The organism is Microcystis sp. 49638_E5 (genome assembly GCF_021300285.1).
Lineage (GTDB): Bacteria > Cyanobacteriota > Cyanobacteriia > Cyanobacteriales > Microcystaceae > Microcystis > Microcystis aeruginosa_C.
This window is the reverse complement of sequence record NZ_JAJTDH010000024.1, coordinates 20,867-46,072: the sequence shown is the minus strand read 5'-3', so window position 1 is coordinate 46,072 and position 25,206 is coordinate 20,867. Positions and strand designations below refer to the sequence as shown.

The 25,206-nt window shown below is 41.6% G+C and carries 24 protein-coding genes and 3 pseudogenes; 11 read left to right on the top strand and 16 right to left on the bottom strand.

Translation table 11 applies throughout. The features are described from left to right. Positions 1–866 precede the first annotated feature (866 nt). The 5 genes from LW728_RS09140 to LW728_RS09120 all read left to right on the top strand — a co-directional run bounded on the left by LW728_RS09140 (position 867) and on the right by LW728_RS09120 (position 6,442). On the top strand, positions 867–1,526 hold the full coding sequence (locus tag LW728_RS09140; RefSeq protein WP_287766406.1) for a hypothetical protein: 660 nt from the start codon (positions 867–869) through the stop codon (positions 1,524–1,526). A gap of 286 nt (positions 1,527–1,812) precedes the next feature. Then, complete coding sequence (hisIE, locus tag LW728_RS09135; protein WP_002804335.1) at positions 1,813–2,448, top strand: bifunctional phosphoribosyl-AMP cyclohydrolase/phosphoribosyl-ATP diphosphatase HisIE; 636 nt, start codon at positions 1,813–1,815, stop codon at positions 2,446–2,448. A 461-nt stretch (positions 2,449–2,909) separates the two neighbouring features. Next, complete coding sequence (locus LW728_RS09130; protein WP_287671280.1) at positions 2,910–4,295, top strand: dihydrolipoyl dehydrogenase family protein; 1,386 nt, start codon at positions 2,910–2,912, stop codon at positions 4,293–4,295. Positions 4,296–4,320: 25 nt separating this feature from the next. Continuing rightward, a complete protein-coding gene (gene tmk / locus LW728_RS09125) occupies positions 4,321–4,944 on the top strand; it encodes a dTMP kinase (RefSeq protein ID WP_287766404.1) in 624 nt (207 codons plus the stop codon). A 4-nt stretch (positions 4,945–4,948) separates the two neighbouring features. Further along, the gene (locus LW728_RS09120; RefSeq protein ID WP_287671284.1) at positions 4,949–6,442 is read left to right on the top strand and encodes a thymidylate synthase; all 1,494 of its coding nucleotides are present in this window, start codon (positions 4,949–4,951) and stop codon (positions 6,440–6,442) included. A 270-nt stretch (positions 6,443–6,712) separates the two neighbouring features. On the opposite strand, the gene LW728_RS09115 is transcribed toward LW728_RS09120, so the two are convergent. From LW728_RS09115 to LW728_RS09100, 4 genes are all read right to left on the bottom strand, one after another. Further along, positions 6,713–7,144, bottom strand: a complete 432-nt coding sequence (locus tag LW728_RS09115) for a DUF4278 domain-containing protein (RefSeq protein ID WP_004163613.1) — start codon at positions 7,142–7,144, stop codon at positions 6,713–6,715. Between the two features lie 617 nt (positions 7,145–7,761). Next, positions 7,762–8,517: an ABC transporter ATP-binding protein gene (locus LW728_RS09110; RefSeq protein ID WP_004163611.1), complete on the bottom strand. Its 756-nt coding sequence runs from the start codon at positions 8,515–8,517 to the stop codon at positions 7,762–7,764. Next, complete coding sequence (locus LW728_RS09105; RefSeq protein ID WP_173351115.1) at positions 8,518–9,321, bottom strand: ABC transporter permease; 804 nt, start codon at positions 9,319–9,321, stop codon at positions 8,518–8,520. Positions 9,322–9,670: 349 nt separating this feature from the next. Further along, a complete protein-coding gene (locus tag LW728_RS09100; protein WP_287671290.1) occupies positions 9,671–10,546 on the bottom strand; it encodes an ABC transporter ATP-binding protein in 876 nt (291 codons plus the stop codon). 164 nt (positions 10,547–10,710) lie between these two features. On the opposite strand from LW728_RS09100, the gene LW728_RS09095 reads away from it, so the two are divergent. The 5 genes and pseudogenes from LW728_RS09095 to LW728_RS09075 all read left to right on the top strand — a co-directional run. Beyond that, positions 10,711–11,211, top strand: a complete 501-nt coding sequence (locus LW728_RS09095) for a L,D-transpeptidase (RefSeq protein WP_130757564.1) — start codon at positions 10,711–10,713, stop codon at positions 11,209–11,211. A 125-nt stretch (positions 11,212–11,336) separates the two neighbouring features. Continuing rightward, a complete protein-coding gene (locus LW728_RS09090; RefSeq protein ID WP_002739519.1) occupies positions 11,337–11,591 on the top strand; it encodes a SemiSWEET transporter in 255 nt (84 codons plus the stop codon). Positions 11,592–11,744: 153 nt separating this feature from the next. Then, a complete protein-coding gene (locus LW728_RS09085; RefSeq protein ID WP_287766402.1) occupies positions 11,745–12,998 on the top strand; it encodes an FIST signal transduction protein in 1,254 nt (417 codons plus the stop codon). A gap of 38 nt (positions 12,999–13,036) precedes the next feature. Further along, a pseudogene (locus LW728_RS09080) lies at positions 13,037–13,417 on the top strand (Uma2 family endonuclease); the annotation flags it as partial. 110 nt (positions 13,418–13,527) lie between these two features. Continuing rightward, positions 13,528–13,776 (top strand): annotated as a pseudogene (locus tag LW728_RS09075) (Uma2 family endonuclease); the annotation flags it as partial. On the opposite strand, the gene LW728_RS09070 reads toward LW728_RS09075, so the two are convergent. From LW728_RS09070 to LW728_RS09020, 11 genes and pseudogenes are all read right to left on the bottom strand, one after another. Next, a complete protein-coding gene (locus LW728_RS09070) occupies positions 13,773–14,552 on the bottom strand; it encodes a DUF1350 family protein (protein ID WP_002781173.1) in 780 nt (259 codons plus the stop codon). The pseudogene LW728_RS09075 and the gene LW728_RS09070 overlap by 4 nt on opposite strands. Positions 14,553–14,871: 319 nt before the next feature. Next, positions 14,872–15,420: a response regulator gene (locus tag LW728_RS09065; protein WP_287766400.1), complete on the bottom strand. Its 549-nt coding sequence runs from the start codon at positions 15,418–15,420 to the stop codon at positions 14,872–14,874. A gap of 156 nt (positions 15,421–15,576) precedes the next feature. Next, positions 15,577–16,785, bottom strand: a complete 1,209-nt coding sequence (locus LW728_RS09060) for an RNA-guided endonuclease InsQ/TnpB family protein (protein ID WP_287766397.1) — start codon at positions 16,783–16,785, stop codon at positions 15,577–15,579. 301 nt (positions 16,786–17,086) lie between these two features. Then, entirely contained in the window at positions 17,087–18,865 is a 1,779-nt protein-coding gene (locus LW728_RS09055; protein ID WP_287709745.1) for a S8 family peptidase, read from the bottom strand. Positions 18,866–19,000: 135 nt separating this feature from the next. Then, a complete protein-coding gene (locus LW728_RS09050; RefSeq protein WP_004163601.1) occupies positions 19,001–19,435 on the bottom strand; it encodes a VOC family protein in 435 nt (144 codons plus the stop codon). 248 nt (positions 19,436–19,683) lie between these two features. After that, the gene (gene ovoA / locus LW728_RS09045; RefSeq protein ID WP_287766373.1) at positions 19,684–21,039 is read right to left on the bottom strand and encodes a 5-histidylcysteine sulfoxide synthase; all 1,356 of its coding nucleotides are present in this window, start codon (positions 21,037–21,039) and stop codon (positions 19,684–19,686) included. A 40-nt stretch (positions 21,040–21,079) separates the two neighbouring features. Next, on the bottom strand, positions 21,080–22,090 hold the full coding sequence (egtD, locus tag LW728_RS09040) for an L-histidine N(alpha)-methyltransferase (protein WP_287766370.1): 1,011 nt from the start codon (positions 22,088–22,090) through the stop codon (positions 21,080–21,082). A gap of 229 nt (positions 22,091–22,319) precedes the next feature. Next, positions 22,320–22,604: a DUF7734 family protein gene (locus tag LW728_RS09035; RefSeq protein WP_004163598.1), complete on the bottom strand. Its 285-nt coding sequence runs from the start codon at positions 22,602–22,604 to the stop codon at positions 22,320–22,322. 32 nt (positions 22,605–22,636) lie between these two features. Then, positions 22,637–23,230: a DUF3177 family protein gene (locus tag LW728_RS09030; protein ID WP_002740183.1), complete on the bottom strand. Its 594-nt coding sequence runs from the start codon at positions 23,228–23,230 to the stop codon at positions 22,637–22,639. Positions 23,231–23,405: 175 nt separating this feature from the next. Next, positions 23,406–23,630, bottom strand: a complete 225-nt coding sequence (locus LW728_RS09025) for a Calvin cycle protein CP12 (protein ID WP_002739926.1) — start codon at positions 23,628–23,630, stop codon at positions 23,406–23,408. A 315-nt stretch (positions 23,631–23,945) separates the two neighbouring features. Continuing rightward, positions 23,946–24,116: pseudogene (locus LW728_RS09020) on the bottom strand (DUF4164 domain-containing protein); the annotation flags it as partial. Between the two features lie 146 nt (positions 24,117–24,262). Between LW728_RS09020 and LW728_RS09015 the strand changes: the two are divergent. Further along, on the top strand, positions 24,263–24,598 hold the full coding sequence (locus tag LW728_RS09015) for a hypothetical protein (protein WP_287766367.1): 336 nt from the start codon (positions 24,263–24,265) through the stop codon (positions 24,596–24,598). A 4-nt stretch (positions 24,599–24,602) separates the two neighbouring features. Here LW728_RS09015 and LW728_RS09010 read toward each other — a convergent pair whose 3' ends face one another. Further along, positions 24,603–24,989 (bottom strand): hypothetical protein, encoded by a 387-nt coding sequence (locus LW728_RS09010; protein WP_287671174.1) that lies wholly within the window; start codon positions 24,987–24,989, stop codon positions 24,603–24,605. Positions 24,990–25,206: the final 217 nt, after the last annotated feature.

Sequence of the window (25,206 nt, the reverse complement as noted above, 5' to 3'; positions counted from 1 at the left end):
CGACACCCCCCTTATCAAGGGGGGACTAAGGGGGGATCGACACCCCCCTTATCAAGGGGGGACTAAGGGGGGATCGACACCCCCCTTATCAAGGGGGGACTAAGGGGGGATCGAACCTAAAATCCATTTTTAATTTAATCATAACCAGCTACTTAACTCGGTTTTAAATTAAAGAAATTTATCAGGGGAGAATTGTCCCAACTGAGACAGTAGGAAAATTAATAATACTCCTTTAGATAGAGGTATTAAACAGGATTTTTTGTCTTTCTAAAACCTGAGTTTGTTTCAGGGTCACACGGGTTATCTTTTTAGAGGAGCAAAAGTACCTTGCTGTAGGGATGAATTGCCTTCCCCCTGTTTTCTTCCGTTAGGGAATTAATTCTTCTGCAATTCCAGTTTTAACGATCAAAACTGTTAAGTTTTATACATTGTAAGTAGGTGGGTGGAATTAAATATAAGACGAACGTAGGTTGGTTTGAAGTATGAAACCCAACGCCCGCTCATGTTACGCTACCGCTAACCCATCCTACAAATAATTGTGCCGCTCTACTTACCCCTCTTGATTAAGTTTTGTAAAGAATTGAGAGATTTTTTTAAACTAGAGCCTGTTTATTTGTCCAACTTTCACCCAAAAATTTTGGGTATATTTGTTAACTTTTGGGTAGTTATGTTTAAGAAAAACTCCGATAAATTGGACAAAAAATAGATAAATATTGCCAAAAAAAAGTTTTATAAAACACTTGATTTTTTTGAAAAGTTTCGCTATAGTTCTGTCAAGTCAAACAAAAAGTTATCAGCAAGCTTAACCCTTGCCTGACCTCTTTTGATGGCTATAGGACACACAATTAACGCTGGATAATTCAGTTATGATGACAACCAACAAATTAACCAAAACCTTTGCTTCTGGCTCTCTAGCGATCGGCATCGCTACCCTTTCCTCTGTTGCCGGTTCTCTACTCGTTGCTCCCTCTGCCCAAGCAGTTCAAGTATTCTGCAACACGGGCGGTTCGTGGATGGTAGGAGACAAGACGATCTCCGATATCCTGTGCGATGGTTTTACCACCCCAGATAGCTTCCTCAGATTCGCCCAGTCTGGCCTTACTTACGATTTTGGTGGTCTGTTCGACCCCCTTGAAAACACAGCAGGAAGTGTTTCCTATAAGCTCCAAATCAACGGTCCTAAGGAATTCGCAGGTGTGGAATTAGATAGCGATTGTGACGATCTGCAGGGTGGTGCTTGCAACGTAAATAAAAAAGTATGGGGCGATGCTCTAAATGGTACAAACCTTCTTGCCGACCTGTATTCATTCAACGGTGAAGAAGACTTCGGCTCCCTTTCAGGACAAACTATCTATGTTCTCGATTCATGGACTCCCACCGATTCAGCTGCACTTTCTGGTATCGAAAACGCCTACACCCAAACCGTCCCCGAACCGGGTACTATCCTCGGACTTTTGGCAGCAAAAATAACAGTTACCAATGTCTTGCACACATTGATAACTGTGACGTTGAACAAGAACAGCTAAAGGTTAGCTCCCCGTCTGGGTTTCTAGCTTTTAGCTTTCCCTGTAAGTATTGATTGTAATATAAGCCAACACCTGATTTTTGTTTTTAATCAGCTTCTGTAGGGGCGTATGGCGTCGGCCCTCCCTGCCAAGGCAATGCCTGGCGAAGGCAATTAGCCCCTACGGTGGGAAAAATTAGAGTATTGTACAGTGTAATTCTGTGCGGCCATTTAGGGGAATTCCTCAAGGCTATATAATTAAGCCTTGGGTAATTTGTCCCACCATAATTCTTGACCGCGAAAAACTGATGTCCTCTTTACTCTCCGCTATTCCCCTCGACGCAATCGCTTATAATTCCCAGGGTTTAGTACCAGCGATCGCTCAAGACTATCTTGATGCTACAGTGTTAATGATGGCCTGGATGAATCGGGAATCCCTCGAAAAAACCCTCACCACCGGGGAAGCGTGGTATTGGAGTCGTTCTCGTCAAGAATTGTGGCACAAAGGGGCCACCTCGGGCCATATCCAAAAGGTGCGTCAAATTCGCTACGATTGCGATAGTGATGCTATCCTACTGACTATTGAGCAAATCGGTGATATCGCCTGTCATACTGGCGAAAGAAGCTGTTTTCATCAAGTAAATTGGCAAAAATCACCGCCAGCGGCCGACACCCTCTCGGAATTGTTTAAGGTAATTTGCGATCGCAGAGACGATCCTCATCCGGAATCCTACACCTGTAAACTTTTGGCCGGGGGAGATAACAAAATTCTCAAGAAAATCGGCGAAGAATCGGCAGAAGTGGTCATGGCCTGCAAAGATAATGATGGCGATGCTATTGCCTCAGAAGTGGCCGATCTTTTTTATCATACCCTCGTCGCCCTCGCCTATCATCAAGTCCCCCTGCGAGATGTCTATAAAAAACTGCAAGACCGGCGCCGGTAATCAGTTATCAGTTATCAGTTATCAGTTTTAAGTGTTAAGTGTTAAGTTTCCGATTCCTGAATACCGTCTCCTGAATTCCGACTCCTGACTTGAAAATAGAGGCTGAAATAACGCAAATTCGTCAATCATACTAAATCCATTGAGTATAGGCTACATATCAGGAGCATCCCACCGAAAAACTAATGCGCGGGGGGTTTGGGGGCGGCGCCACGCCCCCAACGGGGGGTTTGGGGGGTAGAACCCCCCAAAGGCTTGGATTGAGTGATAAAATCGGAAGTAATACTAAATCCGTTGAGTATAGGCTACATATCAGGAGAGGCACTGATTTGGAAATAGAAGCTGAAATAACGCAAATTCGTCAATCAGAATATTTTCATGCTTGGCGGTGCCAACTTTGGCATCGGGACTGACGACCGACGACCGACTCCTGAATACTGTCTCCTGATTCCTACTTTATATTTGTGGTTTACGACTTAGTAATTATCGGTGCCACTCCTGCGGGGATAGAAGCGGCTTTGTTGGCTGTTCACCTCAAAAAAAGGGTGGCTTTAGTGCAACAGCCTTCTAGCGGCAATTTAGAGGCATCTGAGGACATTTTTAGCAAAGGGTACAGCCAAATTATCCATCTTTATAAACTGCTTAATCATTGGCAAGAAACGGCCATTTATCCCCAATGGCAACAGTTGCGGCAATGGTTAGAGGAAGTAGATAAAACTATTAATAAACATCATTCTTTAGCGAGATTAGCCACGGAAGGAATAGATGTGATCCCGGGTGGGGGGGAATTTGTCCGGCTGCCCCATTTGGGATTCGTGGTTAACGGTCGGCAATTGTTGGCTAAACACTATCTTATCGCTACTGGTTTTTATCCGCAAGTCCCGAAAATTTTCGGCTTAGATGAGGTTAATTATTTTACCGCTCAAACCCTTTGGCAAGAGCCAAATTTAGACAATTTAGGACAACATTTAGCGATTATTGGCAACAGCAGCATGGCTGTGAGTTTGGCACAAATTCTCCGACGTTTAGGGAAAGAAATTAGCTTAATTATCGAGGATAGTTATCTACTGCCGGATGTTGATCGGGAAATCTCCCATTTAGTTACTGCCATTTTAGAAGCGGAAGGAATTAAGATTTTACCCAACTATTGTCCTAGTCAAGTGAAAGCGATCGAGGGTCAAAAATGGTTACAATTAGGCAATCGTGTTATCGAAGTCGATGATCTCATTTTTGCTGGTAATTATCAAGTCAATGAACGGGGATTAAATTTGGCCGGGGTGGGAGTTAAACTAGAGGAGGGATTAATTAGGGTTAATCAGCAATTACAAACCGATAATTCCCGCATTTATGCCCTAAATTTGCTCAGAAATAATTATCCCGATCCTACTTTAAATCACCGGGCTGCTTTTGGGTTAGTCAAGCATCTGCTCACGGGAGAAAAATTTAACTTTAATCCCCAGCAAATTCCCTCATTTATTGCTTTCGATCCTGCTATTGCTTGGGTGGGTTTAACTGGAAAAGCGGACCAGGAGAGCTATGGTGAGGAGGTAAAGATGATCAACTATCCAATTAAAAATATAGTCCCACAGCAAATCTGGGGGGAAACCACGGGATTTTGTCAATTAATCTACCGACAAGATGGTAAAATACTGGGAGCGCAAATAGTCGGTAATCAAGCAGAGGAAATGATTAGTATTATCAGTTTAGCTTTACAAGAAAATTTAACCATACAATCCCTCAATAAAAATATTTATGCTTGGGGAAGTATGGGAGAAATTATCGGAGAAATGACGCAATTAATCCCCCCGAAAAAATCTTGGTTAACTTGGCTAAAACAATTATTTAGATAATTAGATCGAGAAGGAAGATTAAATTATGAAACCGAAATTTATTGTCTTTGAAGGTATTGACGGATCGGGAACAAGTACCCAAGCAAAACTCCTACAAGAATATTTTTTAAAGCGAGGGGAAAAAGCAGTTTTAAGTCCGGAACCTTCCGAGGGAGTCATCGGTCGTTTGATTCGAGAAATAATGCAAACTAATCTTATTTCTATCAAAGATCAAAATCAATTTGACCGACAAATGGCCTATTTATTTGCAGCTGATCGCCATTATCACTTATATAATGATTACGAGGGCGTTTTTAAACTTATTCAGCAAGAACAAACCCACGTTATCACTACTCGTTATTATTTTTCCTCCCTGGCCTACAATTGCAATAATCCCGAAGAATTTGCTTTTGTTCGACAGTTAAATCAACATTTTCCCAATCCAGATTTAGTTATTTATATCGATGTTCTTCCCGATATTTCTCTAGCAAGAATTAAAAACAGAGCCATCACAGAATTGTACGAAAAACAAGAAAAATTAATAAAAGTTCGTCAAATGTTTATCGAGATATTTAAAGAATATAAAGATAATTGTTTACAACTGGATGGTAGTGATACAATAGAAAAACTTCACCGAAATATTATTAATTATCTTGAACGACTAATTTAAATCCATGCTTAGTACAGAAACCACCCCTAAATTCACCTACCAACCCCACTATAAACCCAATCAATTAATCTGCGGTCACGGCCAAACAGCAATTATCACGGGATGGACAGTAAAACAGTCCCTTGCTAAACATTTAAATCCCGACCAATACGCGGTGATTGGTAATCTTTATAGTCCCACCAGAGGAATTAGTCCCCTGCTGAGAAACTTAATAGCAAATCCCCACGTTAGATACTTAGTTATTCTCAACGCGACTAAGGAAGATAAGAACTCTGGTAGCTGTCAATGTTTGCTAGATTTTTTTAGTCAAGGATTCCAACTAGGAAAAAGTGACACAGGTGGAGAATGTTGGCTAATTAATTCTTCTATCACGGGATATGTTGACAAAGAAATTGACCGAGAAATTCTCGAAAAATTGCGTCAATCAATTCAATACCAACTGGTTAAATCCATCCCAGAAGCGATTGAAACTGTCAAAAATTATGCAGAACAATCCCCCTTACCAACTTGGGGAGAACCATTAACCTTTCCTATCTCAGAAAATCTTCCTTCTCTCCTACCTGGGACAAGATACGGTCATCGCATTGAAGGAAAAACTATTGCCGAAACTTGGGTAAAAATTCTCCAAAAGATTAAAACCACTGGCACAATTAGACCGACAGGATATGATGGTAAATGGCAAGAATTAATTGACCTAATGGCCGTTGTCACCGATGAACCCCCAGACTTTTATTTTCCCGAACCTAATTATTTGCCTATAGATAGAGCTTTTCTTACCGAATATATCGGACAAATTCTCGATGATTCCCCTATACACCAAGGAGTTAAATACACCTACGGTCAAAGATTGCGCTCTTGGTTTGGACGAGACCAAATTGAACAGGTTATTAATAAATTAATCTCAGAAATTGACGCAGCTAGTGCAGTTATGTCCCTTTGGGATGTGAAAGACCACGAAAAGGGAGGTAGTCCCTGTTTAAATCATATTTGGGTGCGAGTGGTGGAAAATGAATTGTCTCTCACTGCAATATTTAGAAGTAATGATATGTTTGCCGCTTGGCCAGCAAATGCCATGGGATTGCGTGCTTTACAGCAACATATTTGCCAAGAAATCAATCAACGCTCCCAGTATAATTTAACCCTCGGTCCATTGATTACTATTAGTCAATCGGCCCATATATACGATGATACTTGGGAGAATGTCGAACGATTAATCGCCACCCAGTACGATAAGATTGTCAATCAGCGCGACTTTTTTGACCCTAGCGGTAACTTTTTGATTTCTGTGGAAAAAGAACAAATTCTTGTCCAACAAACTACCCCCGGCAGTGGGGAAGTTGTCGCTTGTTATCAAGGCAAAAATCCCCTCAAATTAATCCGCGAGCTTGCCGCTACCAATCCCGCAATTATTCCCGAACATATCGGTTATCTGGGAATCGAGTTACAAAAGGCATACAATTGTCTCAAAAATAATCAGCTTTATATTCAAGACCAGTAGTATGTAGGAATTATGAATTATGAATTATGAATTATGAATTGGGAATTGGGAATTGGGAAGTATTTTCAGTGAACAGTGAACAGTAAACAGTAATCAGTGGGGTGCATCTCAATAATATTATTGTAGGGGCGAATTGCATTCGCCCTCTTTTAATAACTTCTGCTGCTCACCATAAGTGAGAGAAAATCACAAATACAAGATGCACCCAATCAGTGAACTGAAAACTCAAATCTGATAACTGATAACTGATAACTGATAACTGATTACTGATTACTGGTCTTTGTTTGCCGAACCGGCGCCGCGATATTTGAGAGATGAGGAGCGAATTGGGTTGGCCACCGTGGGATTATTGGTGATTTTAACCTCCGCACCCCGATATTTACCCCCTCGCTCCTTGACAGGAGCTTCGGCGACTGTTGGCTCCATATAGGTGGCCCCACGATACTTTTTTTCGCCGGCGGTTTCCGGAGTGGGGACGGGGACATTCTTCTGCTCTTCTCGTCCTTGCCATAAAAAGGTGACGACAATCACAACTGTCAAGAGAATTAGTAGCTGAATCTGCCAAGGAGCCAAAACCAGACTCAACACTAAACTAATTACCGTGGCGGCACTGGCCAGATAAGCGATCTCATCGCTGGACTTCTGCCAGAAATAGGCAGCCAGAGCAGCGGTGAATAGTGGTAACAAAAACAAATAGGACATTCTGGGTACACCTTGTCACGCTAGTGAACCAATCTCCCTATATATTACCTCCCTAGCTTCGATCGGCGAAAAATATTAACTTAGCTTATATTACATATAAGTTTTATTTTGTCAATCCTTCTTTACAATTCGTAAAAATATTGTTACATTTATTTACATGAACTAAAAGTTAAAGCAAAACAGCCAAGACACCAAGCCGGTTCAGATTGTCTCGAGGAGTATAGGACAGAAGATGATTCCTTGAGTCCGAGACAACGGCAAAAAACTTGGCCTACTAGCTTAAAAAAGTTTTCGGGGTTTGGGTTTACCCCATTGACAGATTTGCTTGAGTTCTCCTACATAACTTAGCGCTACCTCGGCTGGACACCGAGGTTTTTTATTTTGTTACAGCGTTTTCAACTAAGTCAAACGTAGGCTCTCTTCTTCTTTGTGTGATAAGTTTAGATTATCTAGAAGCGATCAATCTTTGTGTCCTTTGTGTCTTTGTGGTTCGTTCCAGTTGGTCTCGCGTAGCGAGCGCGTTGCGACCGCCAGCAGGAATGTACCCTATAATACATTTTACCCACCAAACCCAAGAGAGCCAAACGTAGATAAATTAACTGAGCTTACCTACTTAATTAAAAATTAACTTCATTTTGATGTACAGAATCCAAATAAAACTTGATTACATCTTCTGGTGTACCCTGAGATTGCAACTGGCCCTTATTCAGCCAAATTGCTTGGTCACAGGACTCTTGAATTAAAGTCAAATCGTGGGAAACTACTAAAATAGTAGCGTTAGAATTCCAGAATTTTTTTAAACGTCGTTTACACTTATTTTTAAAACTTTCATCCCCAACGGAAAGGACTTCATCAAGAATAAGAATATCGGGGTGAACCTCTGTTGCGATCGCAAATCCTAAACGAGCCACCATCCCGGAAGAAAGAGATTTCACCGGCGCTCCCATATATTCTTCTAACTCAGCAAAGTCAAGGATATCTTTGGTTTTTTCCTTCATTTCCTGACGAGAAAATCCCAGCATTACCCCATAGAGAATAATATTATCTTTTACTGGTAAATCTGGATCAAAACCCGCTCCTAATTCAATTAGAGAGGCAATTTGTCCCCTGACTCTCACCTGTCCCTTTGTCGGTTCTAGAATACCACAAATGACTTTTAAAAGAGTAGATTTTCCCGCGCCATTAGCTCCAATGATACCTAATTTTGCTCCAGAATTAATGACTAAATCTATATCATCTAGAACTAATTTTTTGGCAGGTTGACGATATTTACCTTCAAGAAGAGAGAAGATTGTCCTTTTTAGATCATAGGAGAATTCTTCTTGAGTACGTCTTTCGAGAGACACTTGATCGAGTCGAATTACTTCTGTCATTTATAATAAATCCATAAATAAATGTCGCCAGAGTCGGAAGCAAGTCCAACCAATTCCTAAGATGATAATCCCCCCAAGTAGAGATTGAAAAATCAAACCAAAATCTGGCAATCCCGGGGAAAGGGACAATTGACGAATACTTTCGATTACCGGTAATAATGGGTTTAATAGGAGGAATGGTTGTACGGAAGGAGGAATAATTTCTGGGGGATAGAAAATCGGGCTGCTAATCCAAGCGACAAAACAAACAATTTCGTAAAAATAGGGTAAGTCTCTGAAGAAAACGTAGAGGGTACTGACAAAGAAACCCACTCCCGTGCAAACCAGAGAAAGACCGATAACGGGAAAAATCAGAGCAATTACATTAATTAAACTTTGAGACTTCCAAAGAGTTACTATAGCCAAAAGTGGAAAGATACTAATAGCAAATTGAAAAATATTTGCCACTACCATCGAAACGGGAAAAATGCTAACTGGCAGACGAATTTTATTTAAAATACTGCCATTACCGACGATACTAGGTAAAGCTTGGTTAGTGGAAGCATTAAAAAAATTTATTACTACTAAACCAGTGAAAGCCGCTAGGACATAGTTAACTATAGAATTATCAAAATAAGAGGCGAAAACCGTGCCGAAAATTGCCGTGTATAGTGCCGTCATAATCAGGGGATTTAACAAAGACCAGTAAACCCCCAGAAAAGAACCCCGATAGCGTCCCTTGAGATTACGTTCCACTAAAACACTAAGCAATTCGTAATATCGCCGCGCTGTTGACCATCTAGTTTTTGCTTGGAGATCGGTCATAGGGATAATTATCATCTCGTCAGTATTCAGTGCTTTATTCTAAACGATTACCGTCAATTTTGTCTATCGATCGAGGGAGGACTCTAGTTTTTATCCAGTTCCCGACGACTCTCCCTCTCGGGAAAAAGTTCCCCTACTAGGCCATTTATCCGGCTCAAAAAGCTTTAAAACCGCTAAAAGCCTCTTTTTTTAGGGTCGAACTCGGTTTTTAGGGATAGCCTCAGCTAATTGACCTAGACTCTAGCAGGTTTGCCAATAAAATAGATGCCGATTTAAACACAGCTAATCTCAGAAAAACCGGAGTCAAAAACCGATAACTGAACAACTTCCTAACGGCCAAAACAAGAATTTAATCTAATTGATGTCCCGTGAGTTCCACGAATATATCTTCGAGGTTGGAAGGACGACACATTACCCCAGTTTTATCGCTCAAAGTGTCCAGATAAGAGTTAGCATCGGCCACAGTGGGGAAGAATTTATAATCGATTTTATCGCCAACTTGTTTGATAACTAAACCCTCGCCATACTTAGTGCGAAAATCCGTTAGAGTTCCTAATTCGATTAATTTGCCTGCGTCCATAATGCCAATTCTGCCTGGGTTTCCCGTGGCGTTATCCTGACAGAGAAATTCCACTTCTTCCATGTAGTGAGTGGTTAATAAAATTGTCATTCCTTGCCGGTTTAAATCGCGAATTACTTCCCACAAACGACGACGATTTTGGGGGTCTAAACCGACAGTTGGTTCATCGAGAAAGAGTATTTTTGGTTCGTGAAGAAGAGCGCGAGCAATCTGTAAACGTCGTTTCATCCCTCCGGAAAGAGTTTTGGCAAGGGCAGATTTTCGATCGCTTAAACTGACATAATCTAAATAGCGATCAATTAATTCCTGTCTCTGGGGATTGGGGATATGGTGCATCCGGCCGTGAAATTCCATATTTTCCCAGACGGTTAATTCCCCATCAACGCTAATCTGTTGTAAGACTACCCCAATATTTTTCTTCACCTGATCGCGGTATTTTTTCACATCATACCCCGCCACTTCGATTTCTCCTTGACTTGCTTCGGTTAGAGTGATAATCATGCGGATTGTCGTCGATTTTCCCGCACCGTTGGGACCGAGTAAACCAAAGATTTCCCCTTTTTCGATGGCAAAGGAAAGCTCGTTAACTACCGGGAGATTATTATAGATTTTAGAAACGCGATCGAGAGCAATAGCGGCGGTCATAGTTACAAAAGTTAATATTCCAGCTATAGATTAGTGTAACCGAATTAGCCCAACTCGACGGCGATTTTATCCTTCCCCCTCGGGATCGTCCTATCGACTTTGGTTTTATCTCATCACAATCAGATTAGAATGCAGATAAAAAATCTTGACTTTGCTGCTATCAGATGCGAGTTTTTCTGCCAATTCTCTGTTTATGTCTAGGAATAGGGGAATTTTTCCTCAATCCCCCCATTAGTCCCGTCAATTCCTTTCCCGCAACCACGGTAACTCGAACGGAAACCCGTTTGCTGCTGAATTTAAAAAAAAGACGAGTTTTTGTTTACCAAGGACAGAAAATAATCGCTTCTTACCCAGTGGCGATCGGTCGTCCGGGTTGGGAAACCCCGACGGGACAATTTAGGGTGATTCAGATGGTGCGGGAACCAGTCTGGGAACATCCTTTCACTGGTCAACTGGTGCCATCGGGAAAAAACAACCCCTTAGGGGCTCGTTGGATTGGATTTTGGACCGATGGTGCCAATTTTATCGGTTTTCACGGTACACCCCAAGAAAATCTCATCGGCCAGGCCGTCTCCCACGGTTGCGTCAGGATGCGCGATCGAGATATAAAAGCTTTATTTGAAAAGGTAAAAATCGGCACTTCGGTGATAGTAGTCGCTCAATAGAAACAATGGGAAAAAATGTCACATTTACCAACACTTTACCCGATGATGTCGAGAGATCCGTCTTAACCAGCAATTTAGATAGTCAACAGTTTAAAATGAGAGAAACTGAGCCAAGAGGATAATCGGTGAATATTATTGAACTAATCGGGATCGTGGCGGGAATATTAACCACTGTATCTTTTTTACCCCAAGTGATTAAAACTTGGCGTTATCGTTCGGCTAAGGACTTGTCCTTAACTATGTTTATTTGCTTTTGTCTGGGGGTTTTTCTTTGGCTCATCTACGGCCTTTATATGAACAGTAAACCGATTATTATTGCTAATTTTGTTACTTTTATCTTAGCGGGGACAATTCTCTATTTTAAGATTAAATATGATTAAAATAACTGACAATCCCTTGCGGCCTTATTGGCTCACGTCATGACAATTCTACAATTTATTGCGCCATCTAGGGGCGCGGATAGGATTTTTAGGTTAATTTATTGTTAAGATGATCATCTTTGACCATTGAGACCAAATTTGGGGTCAAGAAACATGAGCGATCGCATCGAGTGGATTAATGCCCTATCAACCCGTCCCTCCCTAGAAGCAGCGGTGACGGAAGTAGTGGAAAAAGTGACAGATAAGTTAGTTGGATCGGCAGATCTAGCCATAATTTTTATTTCTTCTGCCTATGCCAGCGACTATCCCCGTTTAGTTCCCTTAATCTTGGATAAACTCCCTGTTCCTGTGCTGATCGGCTGCGGTGGGGCGGGGATTGTCGGCATGGGTGACAGGGAAAAAGCGCGAGAAATCGAAGCGAGTCCGGCTTTAAGTCTCACCGTCGCCCATTTGCCCGATGTGGAAGTGCAGCCCTTCTATATCGAAGCGGCGGAAATGCCCGATCTCGACAGTTCCCCCTCTAGTTGGACAGAATTATTAGGGGTAGAAGCGGCCAAAAATCCTCAATTTATCCTTTTAGCCGATCCTTTTTCCAGTCGCATCAATGATTTGTTAGAGGGTTTAGATTTTGCCTACCCCGGTTCGGCCAAAATCGGCGGTTTGGTCAGTGGTGGCATGATCGAACGTTCTGGGGGTCTATTCTACCACGATCAACAAAAACCGCGTAATAGCTATCTCTATCGTCAGGGAACCGTAGGAATCGCCCTTTCTGGCAATATTATCGTCGAAACTATCGTCGCCCAGGGTTGTCGTCCCATCGGACCGATTTATCAGGTGAGTGAGGGAGAACGCAATATTATCATCTCCATGACCGGTAAAGGGGCCGATGGGACTCCCCAACCACCTTTAAACCTACTGCGGGATTTAATCCCCTCCTTAAGGGAAAAAGACCGAGAATTAGTGCAAAACTCCCTTTTTATCGGTATTGCTAGGGATGAGTTTAAAATGCAGTTGCGGGCCGGGGATTTCTTAATTCGCAGTGTTTTGGGAGTAGATCCTCGTCAAGGTGCGATCGCAATTGGCGATCGAGTTCGTCCGGGGCAGCGGGTACAATTTCACCTGCGCGATGCCGACACTTCCGCCCTAGATTTAGAATTACTTTTGCAAGCTTTTCCCCAAGAAAGACCTAATAGTTCAGAGGTACTAGGGGCTTTAATCTTTTCCTGTCTCGGTCGCGGGGAAAATCTCTACGAAAAACCCGACTTTGATTCGGGTCTTTTTCAGCGTTATTTCGCCAATGTTCCCCTCGCCGGTTTCTTTTGCAATGGAGAAATCGGGCCGGTGGCTGGTCGCACTTTTTTACACGGTTATACCTCGGCCTTTGCCCTCTTTCGTCAGGGAATTTAATGTTATACTAAATAGTTAGTACGCTAGGGAGTAGAACGATGGTAAAAGCCCAATCTTTCTCTGAGTCGGAGATTATCTATCCCGATAGTGATGGTAAACCGATGGCCGATAATACCAAACAATTTCGCTGGATTGTGACGATTAAGGAAAATCTCGAATGTTTATTCGCAGAGAATGACCATGTGTTTATCGCCGGCGATCTGTTGTGGTATCCGGTCGAAGGGGATAATAAAACTTGTCAAGCGCCGGATGCTATGGTGGTGTTTGGCAGACCCAAGGGCGATCGAGGTTCCTATAAGCAATGGTTAGAGGACGAGATTGCGCCGCAGGTGGTCTTTGAAATTCTCTCTCCGGGCAACACAAAAGCGGAAATGCGCCGAAAATGGCAATTTTATCAGCGTTTTGGCGTAGAAGAATATTAAGCCGAGTTTTCAAGGTGCTGCGCCGTCCACTTGGTTTTCGAGACTGGCCTTTTAATTCTAACGTAAAGCCAACCTAGAACGGCGGGGTTTCAGACCCAAAATTTCCGATGATTCCCGCGATCGATAATTGGCAGAGTCCGCTTCTACAGATTCGTTTTCAACTGGAGAGTCCCCAGTTAGCTATTTTTTATCCCGATGGCTCCCGGTTTTTGACCACCCTAGAAATCAAGCAAAAAGCGGAATTAGCCGAACAGCAAGCCCAACAGGAACGTCAACGGGCCGAATTGGCTGAGGCAAAATTAGCCCGCCTAGAGGCGCAATTACGGGCAATGGGGATTAATCTAGAGGAAAACTAACGAGAGGCGGGAAGGACGGGATTTAACCACTGGAGAATCTCATCTTTAAGACGGGAATTATCCCGGGCAAGTCCCTGTTTTAACCATTGGCCGATCGCATCGAGGGGAGTAAATACTTCTCCGGTTTGCCAACTGACATCTTGACTCAAGGGAGTGAGATGATTACCTGGGAGAGTTCGCAGGGCAATTAAATCATTAAAGCGTTTTTTTAGCAGGGGATTTAATACCAGCGATTGATCGATCGTGTCGTCTTGAAAACGGATTAAAAGATTGCGACGAATGGCATAATCTTGGAAAATTAACTCGTTTGTTTCTTCGGGGGAAGGGGTAAATTCGAGGTTAAAAGTGGTGTCAATTTGCAAAGGTTCGATAAAAGGAATAGCCCGACGAATCGGATAATTATTAAAGGAAATGAGGATATTTCCTTCCCGTTCCACTTCGTAGAGACTACCGATTAATAAATGCAGTTTACACCCCATACTGTGACCCAATCCGTAGATGGGGAGATAACCTTGGGGCAGACTATGATTCCAGCGCAGACGTTCAATAATATTATCAAAACGGTTTAAAACTGTGCGGGCGATCGATTTGTGATCGAGGGTATTAACAAAGGGAGTCGCGACAATAGCGTATCCTGAATTCCCAAGACTTTCTAATAACCAACGATAGGTAATATTCGGGGCCGCCGCCACAAATGCCCCACCTAAAAAGTGAATGATACCCCGGGGACGACGGGGGAGAAAAACCCAATTACCTGCTATTTCTTGCCAATTCATAATTAGTTATCAGTGAATTAAGTAGCTGGTTATAATTAAATTAAAAATAGATTTTAGGTTCGATCCCTCCTTAGTCCTAGGGTTGATTCATAGTAGGGTTGATTCATGAATCAACCCTACCCTTAGTCCCCCCTTGATAAGGGTGGTGTCTGATAATTTTTAACGCCTACCTACTTAATAACTTAGTCACTCACCAAATAAAGACTACTTGATATTATACTAAATCCTGTTTAAAAGGGATAGGAGATTAGCCAGAGATTGGCACCACCAGATAAGGATAACTGTTTGCCCAAGTTATAAAAGATCGGAATGAATATTTTTATGCCAGTTTTTGCTTAATAAAAGCCACTAATTGAGACATTTGTTTCTTGATAGTTTCCATTTCTGTTTGCATTTGGGCAATTTGGGCATGGAGAGTCTGAATATCGGTGCTATAATCCCCAGTGAGTTCCTCTAGTTTCGGGCTAGAAACTGTCGGTTTGGGAGAATACTGTTTTGCCTTGGCTATCGCTTCTTTAATCGCTTGTATCAATTGTTTTTGGTCGAAAGGCTTCTCAATAAAGGCAAAATGCTGGAAAGGTTCGGGGATTTTCTCTACTACCTCCTCTTTCCGTCCTGACATTAACACTAGGGGGATACTTTTGAGATTATCTTCGCTTTGGATTTGCTGAAACACCTCCCAACCGCTCATTTTCGGGAGAAGGAAGTCCAAAATAATCAAATTCGGGTTTTTGGTACGGATGAGATTATAACCCTCTAATCCGTCTTTAGCTTCGAGGAATTCAAAGTTACCCTCTGGTAACATATCGCGAATGTGCATCCTGATCACTTTACTGTCATCGATAACGAGAATTTTATGATTTGACACGATAGACACCTTAGAAAAGAGACAATAGATCAGCTCGATGCTCCGAGGGGGTATTGAGGAAAACTGTCGGGATAGGCATTGAGGATTCCCAAAAAACCCTTAGAAACTAAGATACACCTTGACACTCCCGTCGCGCTCATGCGAGAGATTCTTGGTTCATCGAGTTTCCTTAATCTGGCAGGACGTATCCAACCAAACCAGAGGGAATCTCTCCCCAAGCGTATTAGTTTCGGTATGCCCTACCGTACTTAGTCCCTTTTTGAGAATGTTGATAGCGGCGTTAATATCTCTATCTTCTACATAGCCACAGTGGGGACAAATATGGGTTCTTGTCGATAGAGATTTAGGGACTTTTTGACCACAATTAGAACAATTTTGACTCGTGTTATGGGGGGCTACTGCTACCGTAGCCTTACCATATTTAAAGCCAAAATATTCTAACCATTGCCGAAAAGTTGACCAAGCCACATCATTAATAGATTTAGAGAGTTTAGAGTTTTTTACCATGCCTTGAATATTTAAGTTGACCTGGGCGATGAAATCGTTAGATTTAATGACGTGCAATGCCTCTTTTTCGACAAAGCCTTTACGTTGCCTACTTACTCTTAAATGCTTTCTAGCATATCTCTTTCTAGCTTTTTGGTAGTTGTTTGATTGGGGTTGACCTTTTCTAAACTTTTTAGATTTTTTCCGATTCAGACGGTTTAATCTTTTTTCTGCTTGGCGATAGTATTGCGGTATTTCTACCGTTTCCCCATCACTATTAGCGTAGAAAACTTTTAAACCTACATCCAATCCCACACATCTTTTAGTCGGTTCTAGCGGTTTAGCATATTCCCGAATATCAACACTTAGACAGAATTGGACATAATAACCGTCTGCTCGTTTAACAATCCTAACTCGTTTAATTTGGTCTATGGGGTAAAAGTTTAGGTCTCTAGTTCCTTTTAGTTTAACCGTGCCAATGTTTTTCTTATCTGTGAAAGTGATTTTCCTTCTATCCTCTGATAATTTCCATCCAGAGTTTTTATATTCCACAGAACGATTATTTTTCTGAAATTTAGGATAACCTTTTTTTCCTTTAACCTTTTTCTGACAATTATCATATAAACGGGCAATAGCTGACCAAGCTCGTTCGGCCGATGCTTGTCTGGCCGTAGAATTTAGAGTATCGACAAACTTGAACTGTTTGGCGAGAACTGCACAATATTTATTGAGAGAATATTTATCGATTTTGTCTTCTCTCTTGGCATCCATCCAAAGCCTTAAAGCCTTATTTCTGATGAATTGTACTGTACGAATAGCTTCATCAATGGCAGAACATTGACTTGGTTTGACCACGGCTTTCATTTCTAAGACAATCATTGTTTATCGACCTCAAACAACTTATTTTAAGTTAACCTGTAGAGCATCGGATTGTCAAGATTTTAGTTGTGCTTCGCTGTTTTATATTGGTCGGGGTTTCATCCCGTTGCGCTCAAGCAAGGGCTTCGGCCGTGAGCTCAGCCGAACGGTCTTCACCCCGACATTTGAGATAAAGAAAAAACCTCGGTTAATGTCCGAGGCTGCTGTTGTAGGAGAACTCAATGCAAAACAAAAGGAAGATACCAAAACCAAAGAGGTTTTTATCGGTAAATCACCCTTATTGTCCCATTGTAACCCCTGTTTAAGCGTATCGGGATGAAGTAGCACTTTTTAGGGCTAAATAACCTAAACCGAGACATAAAAGCGCATTTACGCCCAAAAATGCCTGAGCGATCGTACCAGAACCTAACCAGATCAGAGTAGGATGGATAACAGCACTGATACCTAAAGTCACCGCCATGGCTAAAGATACCCCCACTGCTAACCATTTTGCTTGGGGATGACTCAAAAGCAGAGCAATCAGGACAAAGGGCAGGATAACACTAGCAAAAAGCGGATTAAGGGCAGAACTTCCCTGAATAACGCCTCCTAGGTCGGAAAGAGAACTCCCCATCACTCGGAAAGGCCATTGGGGTAAATCGAAGATATAAAGACCTCTGAGGAAAAATAAGCCAGAACTGCCAAAAATTAGACCAGCATTCAAAAATCCGTTCCAGGAGAAGGGAAAATAACTTCTCAGCCACCAAGCAAGAAGATAAGAACCCAAAACCATAGCCATTTTGGGTAAAACTGCCACCGCACCGCCATCAATCCAGAAACGGGGATTGAGATAACCGTTATCGCGCAACCAACGCCAAAAATCCCGGAAAGTAATCTGTCCTTTCAGGGCCAATTGTAGGGCATTGCCCGCGTCTAATTGTCCGGCCCCAAAATGATTAAAGGGATCATCATTGATCTTACGGGCCGACTGTTGCAAAACCTCTAAAACTGCACTGGGTTCTTTAATTCCCGCAGCTTTGATTAAAGCTACCACCCCAGCAACGTGAGGGGCTGCCATGCTGGTTCCCTGAAAACCGAGGAACGCCGGTTCCCCCCCCTTAGCCGGATCGATGGTTTCTTGGATAATTTTACCCGTATCGGAGCCGCCTGGGGCAGCAATATCGATTCCGGCCCCGAAATTAGAATAGGGGGCTTTATTTCCGGAGGCATCTACCGCAGAAACGCCGATAACGTGGGGAAAACGGGCGGGATAGGCGGCGGAATTATCATCGGCATTACCGGCGGCGGCGACGATTACCACACCTTTACTATAGGCATATTCGATCGCCTCTTTCATTACTTGGGTTTCGCCCCCACCCCCTAAACTCATATTGATGACATCAGCTTTATTATCGACGGCAAAACGGATCGCTTCGGCAATATCTCCCACGGTTCCCCCACCCGTCCCGGAAAGCACCTTGAGGGGCATAATTTTGGCTTTGTAGGCGATGCCGGCCACCCCGTAGTTATTATTGGTCGATTGGGCAATTGTTCCCGCTACATGGGTTCCGTGACCGTTATCGTCCTCGGCATTGCCGCGATCGTTGACGAAGTCGTAGCCTTCGACAAACTCGGTTTCTCGCAGATCGGGAACTTTTGATACACCTGTATCAATCACGGCGACGGTGATCCCTTCACCGTGATTTTCTTCCCAAGCGCGTTCGATGTTAATTCCCCTCAGGTTCCACTGTTTGCTATAGTCGGGGTCATTGGGGGCGATAAAAGCATGATAAATATAATCGGCTTCGATCGATTCGGTGTATTTTTTTAGGTCGGAATTGCGGAGAGTTTTCAGTAGTTTGCTATCTCCTGCCACGGTGTAAAGATGTTCATCGATGGAAAAGATACTATTTAAACTGGTGGTTTTTCCGGCTTTTTTGTTGATAGCATTTAACTGCTCATCGAGTACGCTGACGGGTATATCGTCTTTAAAGTCGATCAAAATTGATTGATATTCGCCCCGATTTGCTAATCCGGTAAAGTTAAAAATAGCAAATCCTAGACCGATAATAAATAGGGTTAACAATAAAAGTTTTTTCATAGATTTCCTAAGAATTTATCATTACAAGCTAAGGTTTTTGTAGTTTTGATGAGAAAAGCTTATCGAAGTTCCCCTATTTTTGTCTCGGTTAAAGATAGAACTAACCGGTCACAAAAAAGTCACCTGTTGTTTATTTTAAGCTCGATCGCCGATCACTGTTAATTCCCGACTGGCAAAAATAGCTTCGTAGTGGCGATAATGTTTAAATTCCAGGAGATTATAGAAAGGATCCTCCAGGAAAAAGGTTTTATGTTCGGTTATCTCCCCATTAAAGCGAGTTTTTGGTTCTAGATAAAATTTTAGTTGATTGACTCGTGCTTTTTCGAGAAGATTGTCCCAATCGCTGGCATCCGGCAGAATTAGACCAAAATGGCGAGGATAAATGCTATTTTGGGGAGTAAGAGGCATTTCGGTGACGTGAGCGACTACCTGATGACCGTAGAAATTTAAGATTATCGCTTTCTCGGTTTCCCTTCCTGCTAAACAACCTAAACCATCACAGTAGAAGCTTTTAGCGGTGGACACATTGGTAATCGGAATAGCGAGATGAAAAATTGCAGGTTGATTCATGGCGATCGATTTTATCCGCGCTCTACTAGGTTCTATTGTAGCGATCGAGGGGCAACTGTTACAGGAATTTTTTAAAAAATTGGCAATTACCTAAAGTTTGCAGAATAAATCTAAAAACCTTGTTGGATAATATCTTTAGGCTTTTTTGACATCAAAAAGTGCCGACTCTTAGAGTAATCGCAGGGAAATTTTAGGCACTTTTTCCCTGAAAATCGATAAAACCCCACACCCCACACCCCACACCCCACCTAAAGACTTTGTGCGATTCTAAAACCAGCGTGTTGATAAAAATTCCGGCGAAACCAATTGCGATAGTAGGGTAGGATTTCTGTGCCGTTAGTCACCCAAGCTCCTCCTAACATCATTTTATGTTGACTATTAAAAAAAGGAGTGGAATTGTCAGCATAGAGGTAATGGGGTTGAAAGTCAGTTAAGGGATTAAAATCATCTTCTAGCCATTCCCAGACGTTACCGCGTAAATCATAAATTTCTGAGTTATTGCCCGTATTTTTTAACATTCCCACGGGAGTGGGAGAACAGAATTTTAAATTGAGGTTATAGTCATCAAAGTTATCGTTTTCTAGGCTATAACATCGATTTTTTTGATTGCCATAGGTGACTAAATTCCACTCAGCTTCCGTCATTAAACGTATTCCTTGACCTTGAAAACGACAGTAAGCGATCGCTTCATAATAGTTAACTTCTACCGGCCAATCAAGAGGTAAATCGAGAACATCAAACATGGCTCGATGTTGATAATTTCCCCCCTTATCTACCAGCCAAAATTTAGGATATTTGACTCGATAATGATTTTTCCATTGCCAAGCTTCCTCATCCCAATAACTGGGATTTTCGTAGCCACCATTATGGACAAATTCTTTAAATTCTCCGTTGGTAATCATATATTTACTCACCAGAAAATTGTTAACTTGAACTTGCCGATAACCATACTCGTTGTCCCAACCATAAATAGGAGAATCTTGGGGTTTACCAATTTCTACTATTCCCCCAGAAACCTCCACCATTTGATTAGGATAAGCTTGACCAAAAGAAGGGGCATAATGCCAACCTTGAGGACGTTGCAGACAGTCTAAGGGCAGTTGTCTGAGTAACATTGAAGATGTTTCAAAGTGAACACGCTGATGCTCAATTCCCATCATTAATGCCCAGAGAGAATGCTGAGGATGAATAGGAAGATTAAGGGGGATATTTTTAATTATTTCGACCACAATTTCATAGACTTGTTGCCGATATTCCCAAACCTTAGCCACCCCGGGCCACTGAATTTGGGCGATAGCAGAGTTTAATTCTTCAGGAGTTGCTGGATCTACTCCCACTCCAAACAATAATTCATAGTCAGGATTAGGGCTTTTTTTTAATAGGTTAACCAGCTGCAATTTATTCAGATAAAAAGCGGCAGCATGACCTAAATAAAAAATTAGGGGATTTCTTAAATCGTCAGGGTTACAATAAAAAGCTTCTTCTTTGATGATGCTTTTTAACAGCATATCTTCTAATTGCCAAGCATTTTCAAAATAGTCTAGTAGATTTTCTCGACTACAGTTGTTTAGAGAGATAGGAGCCTGTGCTTGAATCTTTTCCATGTTTTTATTCTTCTATTACTAATGATAATGTTTTCGTTATCTATAGGGATAACTGACAGAGAATTAAACCGAATAAATTTTCAGGATCGGTGAAAACCTTGAGCGGGTTTAATCCCTTTGATTCTAGGTCTTTTTGCATAGTTTCTAGGTTGAATTTACGCGAAATTTCTGTTAAAATACTTTCCGACGCTTGAAAATTAACCGTTAAATCGAGTTTTTTCAGATGAACAGGATGAGTTTTGTGACAAATTAAATACATTTCAATTTGAGATTTATCTTGATTATAGATAGCTTGATGACTAAATAAATCAAGGTTAAAATCAGCTTGAAAACGCCAATTTAAATGGGAAAGCATATTTAAATTAAAAGCGGCCGTCACCCCTTGAGCATCATTATAAGCTGCTTCTAAAATTGCCACCGGTTTTTGCAGATCAATCCCCAATAAAAAATAATCTCCAGCTTTTAGTACATTGGCAATCTTTTCTAAAAATTTATCACATTCAGATGCAGAAAAATTACCGATCGAACTTCCCAAGAAAAAAATCATTCTGGTATTATCGGAAGCATTTTGATAATAAGCTAAGGCCTGTTCATAGGTTCCAATTAACCCCTGAATAGGTAAATTAGGATATTCTTTTTGTAATTCTATGGCACTAGCTTGGAGAATAGTTTCACTAACATCGATAGGTACATATTTAGAGGATTTTTGCTGTTGATAATAAGCATCCAATAACAGACGAGTTTTAGTGGAACTACCACTACCTAATTCTATCAATTCGCAGGGACCTGTATAGGCGACAATTTCTTGAGCATATTCTTGGAGAATAGCCGCTTCTGTCCTAGTGGGATAGTATTCTGGCAATTGACAGATTTCTTCAAAAAGTTGCGAACCTTGCCGATCATAAAAATATTTAGATGGTAAACTTTTGGGGGTTTTAGTTAATCCTTCAATCACATCTTTGCCATCATCTCTAACTATATTTTGTCCCGTAGCAGCGGTGGCTAAATACTCAATTTGTAACAGTTCTTGGTTAGATTGTTTAAGTTGCATAGATTCTCCAGATTATTCTCCAGTTTTTTGATTGTTCTCGATCGATACCGAGGATGAAATCCACTTTGACAGCTTGAATGCTGGCAGAGATTATCATTCCCTAGTAATCTTACCACTAAAATGCCGCAAAATTTACCTCTTGTCTATCTAGACAAGGTTTATGGATGGTAAATAAAAGCTGTTAAATTGATCGCCAGTAAGCTGATGTTATTCAAGTAAAATTACCAGTTCAATTAATCAGTAAAGACTGCATTTCCTCTAAGGTAAGATTTTCTTGAATATAGCGAGGATTAAGGGGATGATAGGGACTAGCAAGACGATCTATCTTAATAATTGTAGCCGTTTCAGGAATGATCGGAATATCGGGATCATAGGGGGTGCTGCGAGTAAGGGAACTAGAAAAACCCTTAAAAATAGAGATTTCTTCCTCCTCCCCATCCACAGCAATAGTCACTAATAAAACCTCGTGGGGATTTTTGAGGGTGTATTGTTCGAGTTGTTGACCAATATTCATAGAAAAATGGCTAATTATCGATAGCTAAAAACTTACTGTTGTAAAGCTGAACGTCCCTGTTTGCCAAGGCGAATAAGAAGAAAATGGGCAAAATAGAGAGTATAAAAAGAGAGACCAACTAAACCAAAAAAGCCCAAAACATTAGCAGTAGCTTCTGAATGAAAAATCTCGCGAAACTGCCAGGGTGCTTCCTGCCAAACCTGACAATAGGGAGAATTTAGCAATTCCCCTGACATAGCACAGGAAAGAAAAGGTAAGGTAGAAATCGCGCCCAAAGGAGAATAGATAGTCACTGCCCAACGCCAAGCAGTGGTGACAAATTTAATCGGACTAGCGGGTAAATCTTTAATTTCATCGTTAATATCTACCCAAAACCAGAGAGAAATCGGGATTAAAATCTTAGCTAAAAAACTGGTGACAAAACCAATTGGCCAGGAAGCGATCATTAAATATACGGTAATTAATAAAAGACTAGCCACTCGCCAATAGATAATCAACAATTTTTGTAATGATTCGATTTTTGCAAATAAAGACCAAATTAACAAAATTGCCGGAATAATCACCGTAAATAGGACGGCTAAACGATAATCTATCCAAACGAGAGGACGAAACCAAAGTTGATTCATAAACTATTCAGACATAATTACACTGTCACCATTTTACTGTCTTCCGGTGCGGGAGCCAAAATCGGCCACAGCTTGACCAACAAACAAAAAAACGAGGGGCGATCTCAGCTATAAAGAGATCGCCCTAAAGCTAGGATTCTAATGTGAGGAGAGAAAAAACCGCTGCCCGACTCCATTAATCGTCATAAACGCGACACTCGGCGGCATCGGGATTATCATCACAATACTTTTCGAAGTAGGTTTTTTGGGGGTGGTCTTGACGTTGGTGAGCTGCTTCTGCTTGTAATTCTTCCACCGCATCCCAAGCGGCGGCGCATTCGCCAGAGGTGGCACCTTCCGTACTACAGACGGCTCTGGCGTTTTCTAGCTCTTCTTGAATTTTATCTTGGATATTGCTCATGATTCCTCTGGAATTGATCTATTGACACTCTAACAATTATACAGTCACCTTCTCAAACCACAGGATCGGTTATCCCACTCGATCGCCTTTCCTGTGCTATTGAGCCGATCCTAGCGCAATTGTTGGGGAATTTAAGATCAAGATTTCCTGACCGGGCCAATTTTTAGCCCAGATTTCGCACTGGAGAAATCCCTCTGGCATTTCTCCCCGGGATAGACAGCGAACAGAACCATATACTGACTTATTTAGGCCGTCTTACCAGTCTCGATGCTCCCTTAGACAGGGTGGCGCAGATCGAATAAGTTATTCTAGGGACTAGGGGAAAAAGACTGTTTTGCCGGCAATAGTCAGCATTCCTGTCACCAAAATGCCGACAATGCTAAGGAATCCAATGGTGGTAATGTTGACTCGTGCGTTGAGATCGTCAACCCGCTTTTCTAGTCGCGTAACTTTGGCATCTAAGGCCTTAATATCCCCTTTAATTTCTCCACTCTATCAATATTTTCTCGGTCGAGCATTTCTACTCTAGAATAAAAGATATTGCAATCCCTGTTAGGGAATTTCTCAGAAACTTGAGGTATATTAAGTGTGACATAATCACAGTTTCGCATTTAACCTTCATAACCTAGAATATGAATATCATTGACGCTTTAAATCTCAAAAAACCCCAAGATTACCCCTCTAGAGAAGCTTATCAGCAAGACGTTGTCAAAGCGGTACAGGTCTTAATGCGTTTAGGTATTATGGACAATCCCTCGGCCGATTTAACCGCTTCCCTAGACTCTATCCTTGAGAAATTACAAGAGGATGAACTGGCTATCTACGGTAGAAAACGCAGTAAACAAGAAATTATCGCCGATTTAAAGCAAGTTAATAGTGAAATTGCCGAACTCGATCGAGAAATAGCCGACTTAGAATGGCAAATTGCCCTCAAAAAAGCTGAAATATCTGTTAATGAGGCATCTTAGGTTTTTATCTTGATTCTGGTTCGGTTTCTCCAAACTGAGCGTAATAATCATCAAGACGGTTTTCCAGAAGCATCCTTAAGAGTTTAATAATAATTAGGGCTACGATCGCTAAGGGGATATTACTGCCAAAGGTAATTCCGATCACCCCTTCCACTATATCTGCTGTCGTTCTCGTCGCTCTTCGATGATAAAAATGGCAAAATTTTGCCTTAAAAGTCGGTGATTCAGTAGCTGTCTCGGCAATTTCTGCCAGTCCTTTCAGTTTTTCTGGTGTATCGTAGGAAGTATATTCATTCTCCAGTTGTCTGCGCTGCTCTTCCAACTGACGACGACGCAGACGAGCAGACTCTAAACTGCGCTGAAAAGCTTCCAGTTCTTCTAAATCAGTCATTTTATCCTCTCTTTTTTCTTAAGTGAAAGAACTATATTAGAACTCTTGCAAATTTAAAACGAAACATATTTATTATGCCAAAACTGCCTTAAATATGTAAATTCTGCACATAATGCACACTATAAATGTGTTAACATTGTGATGTGTATATATTGTACTTAAGTAGCTGGTTATAATTAAATTAAGAATGGATTTTAGGTTCGATCCCCCCTGCCCC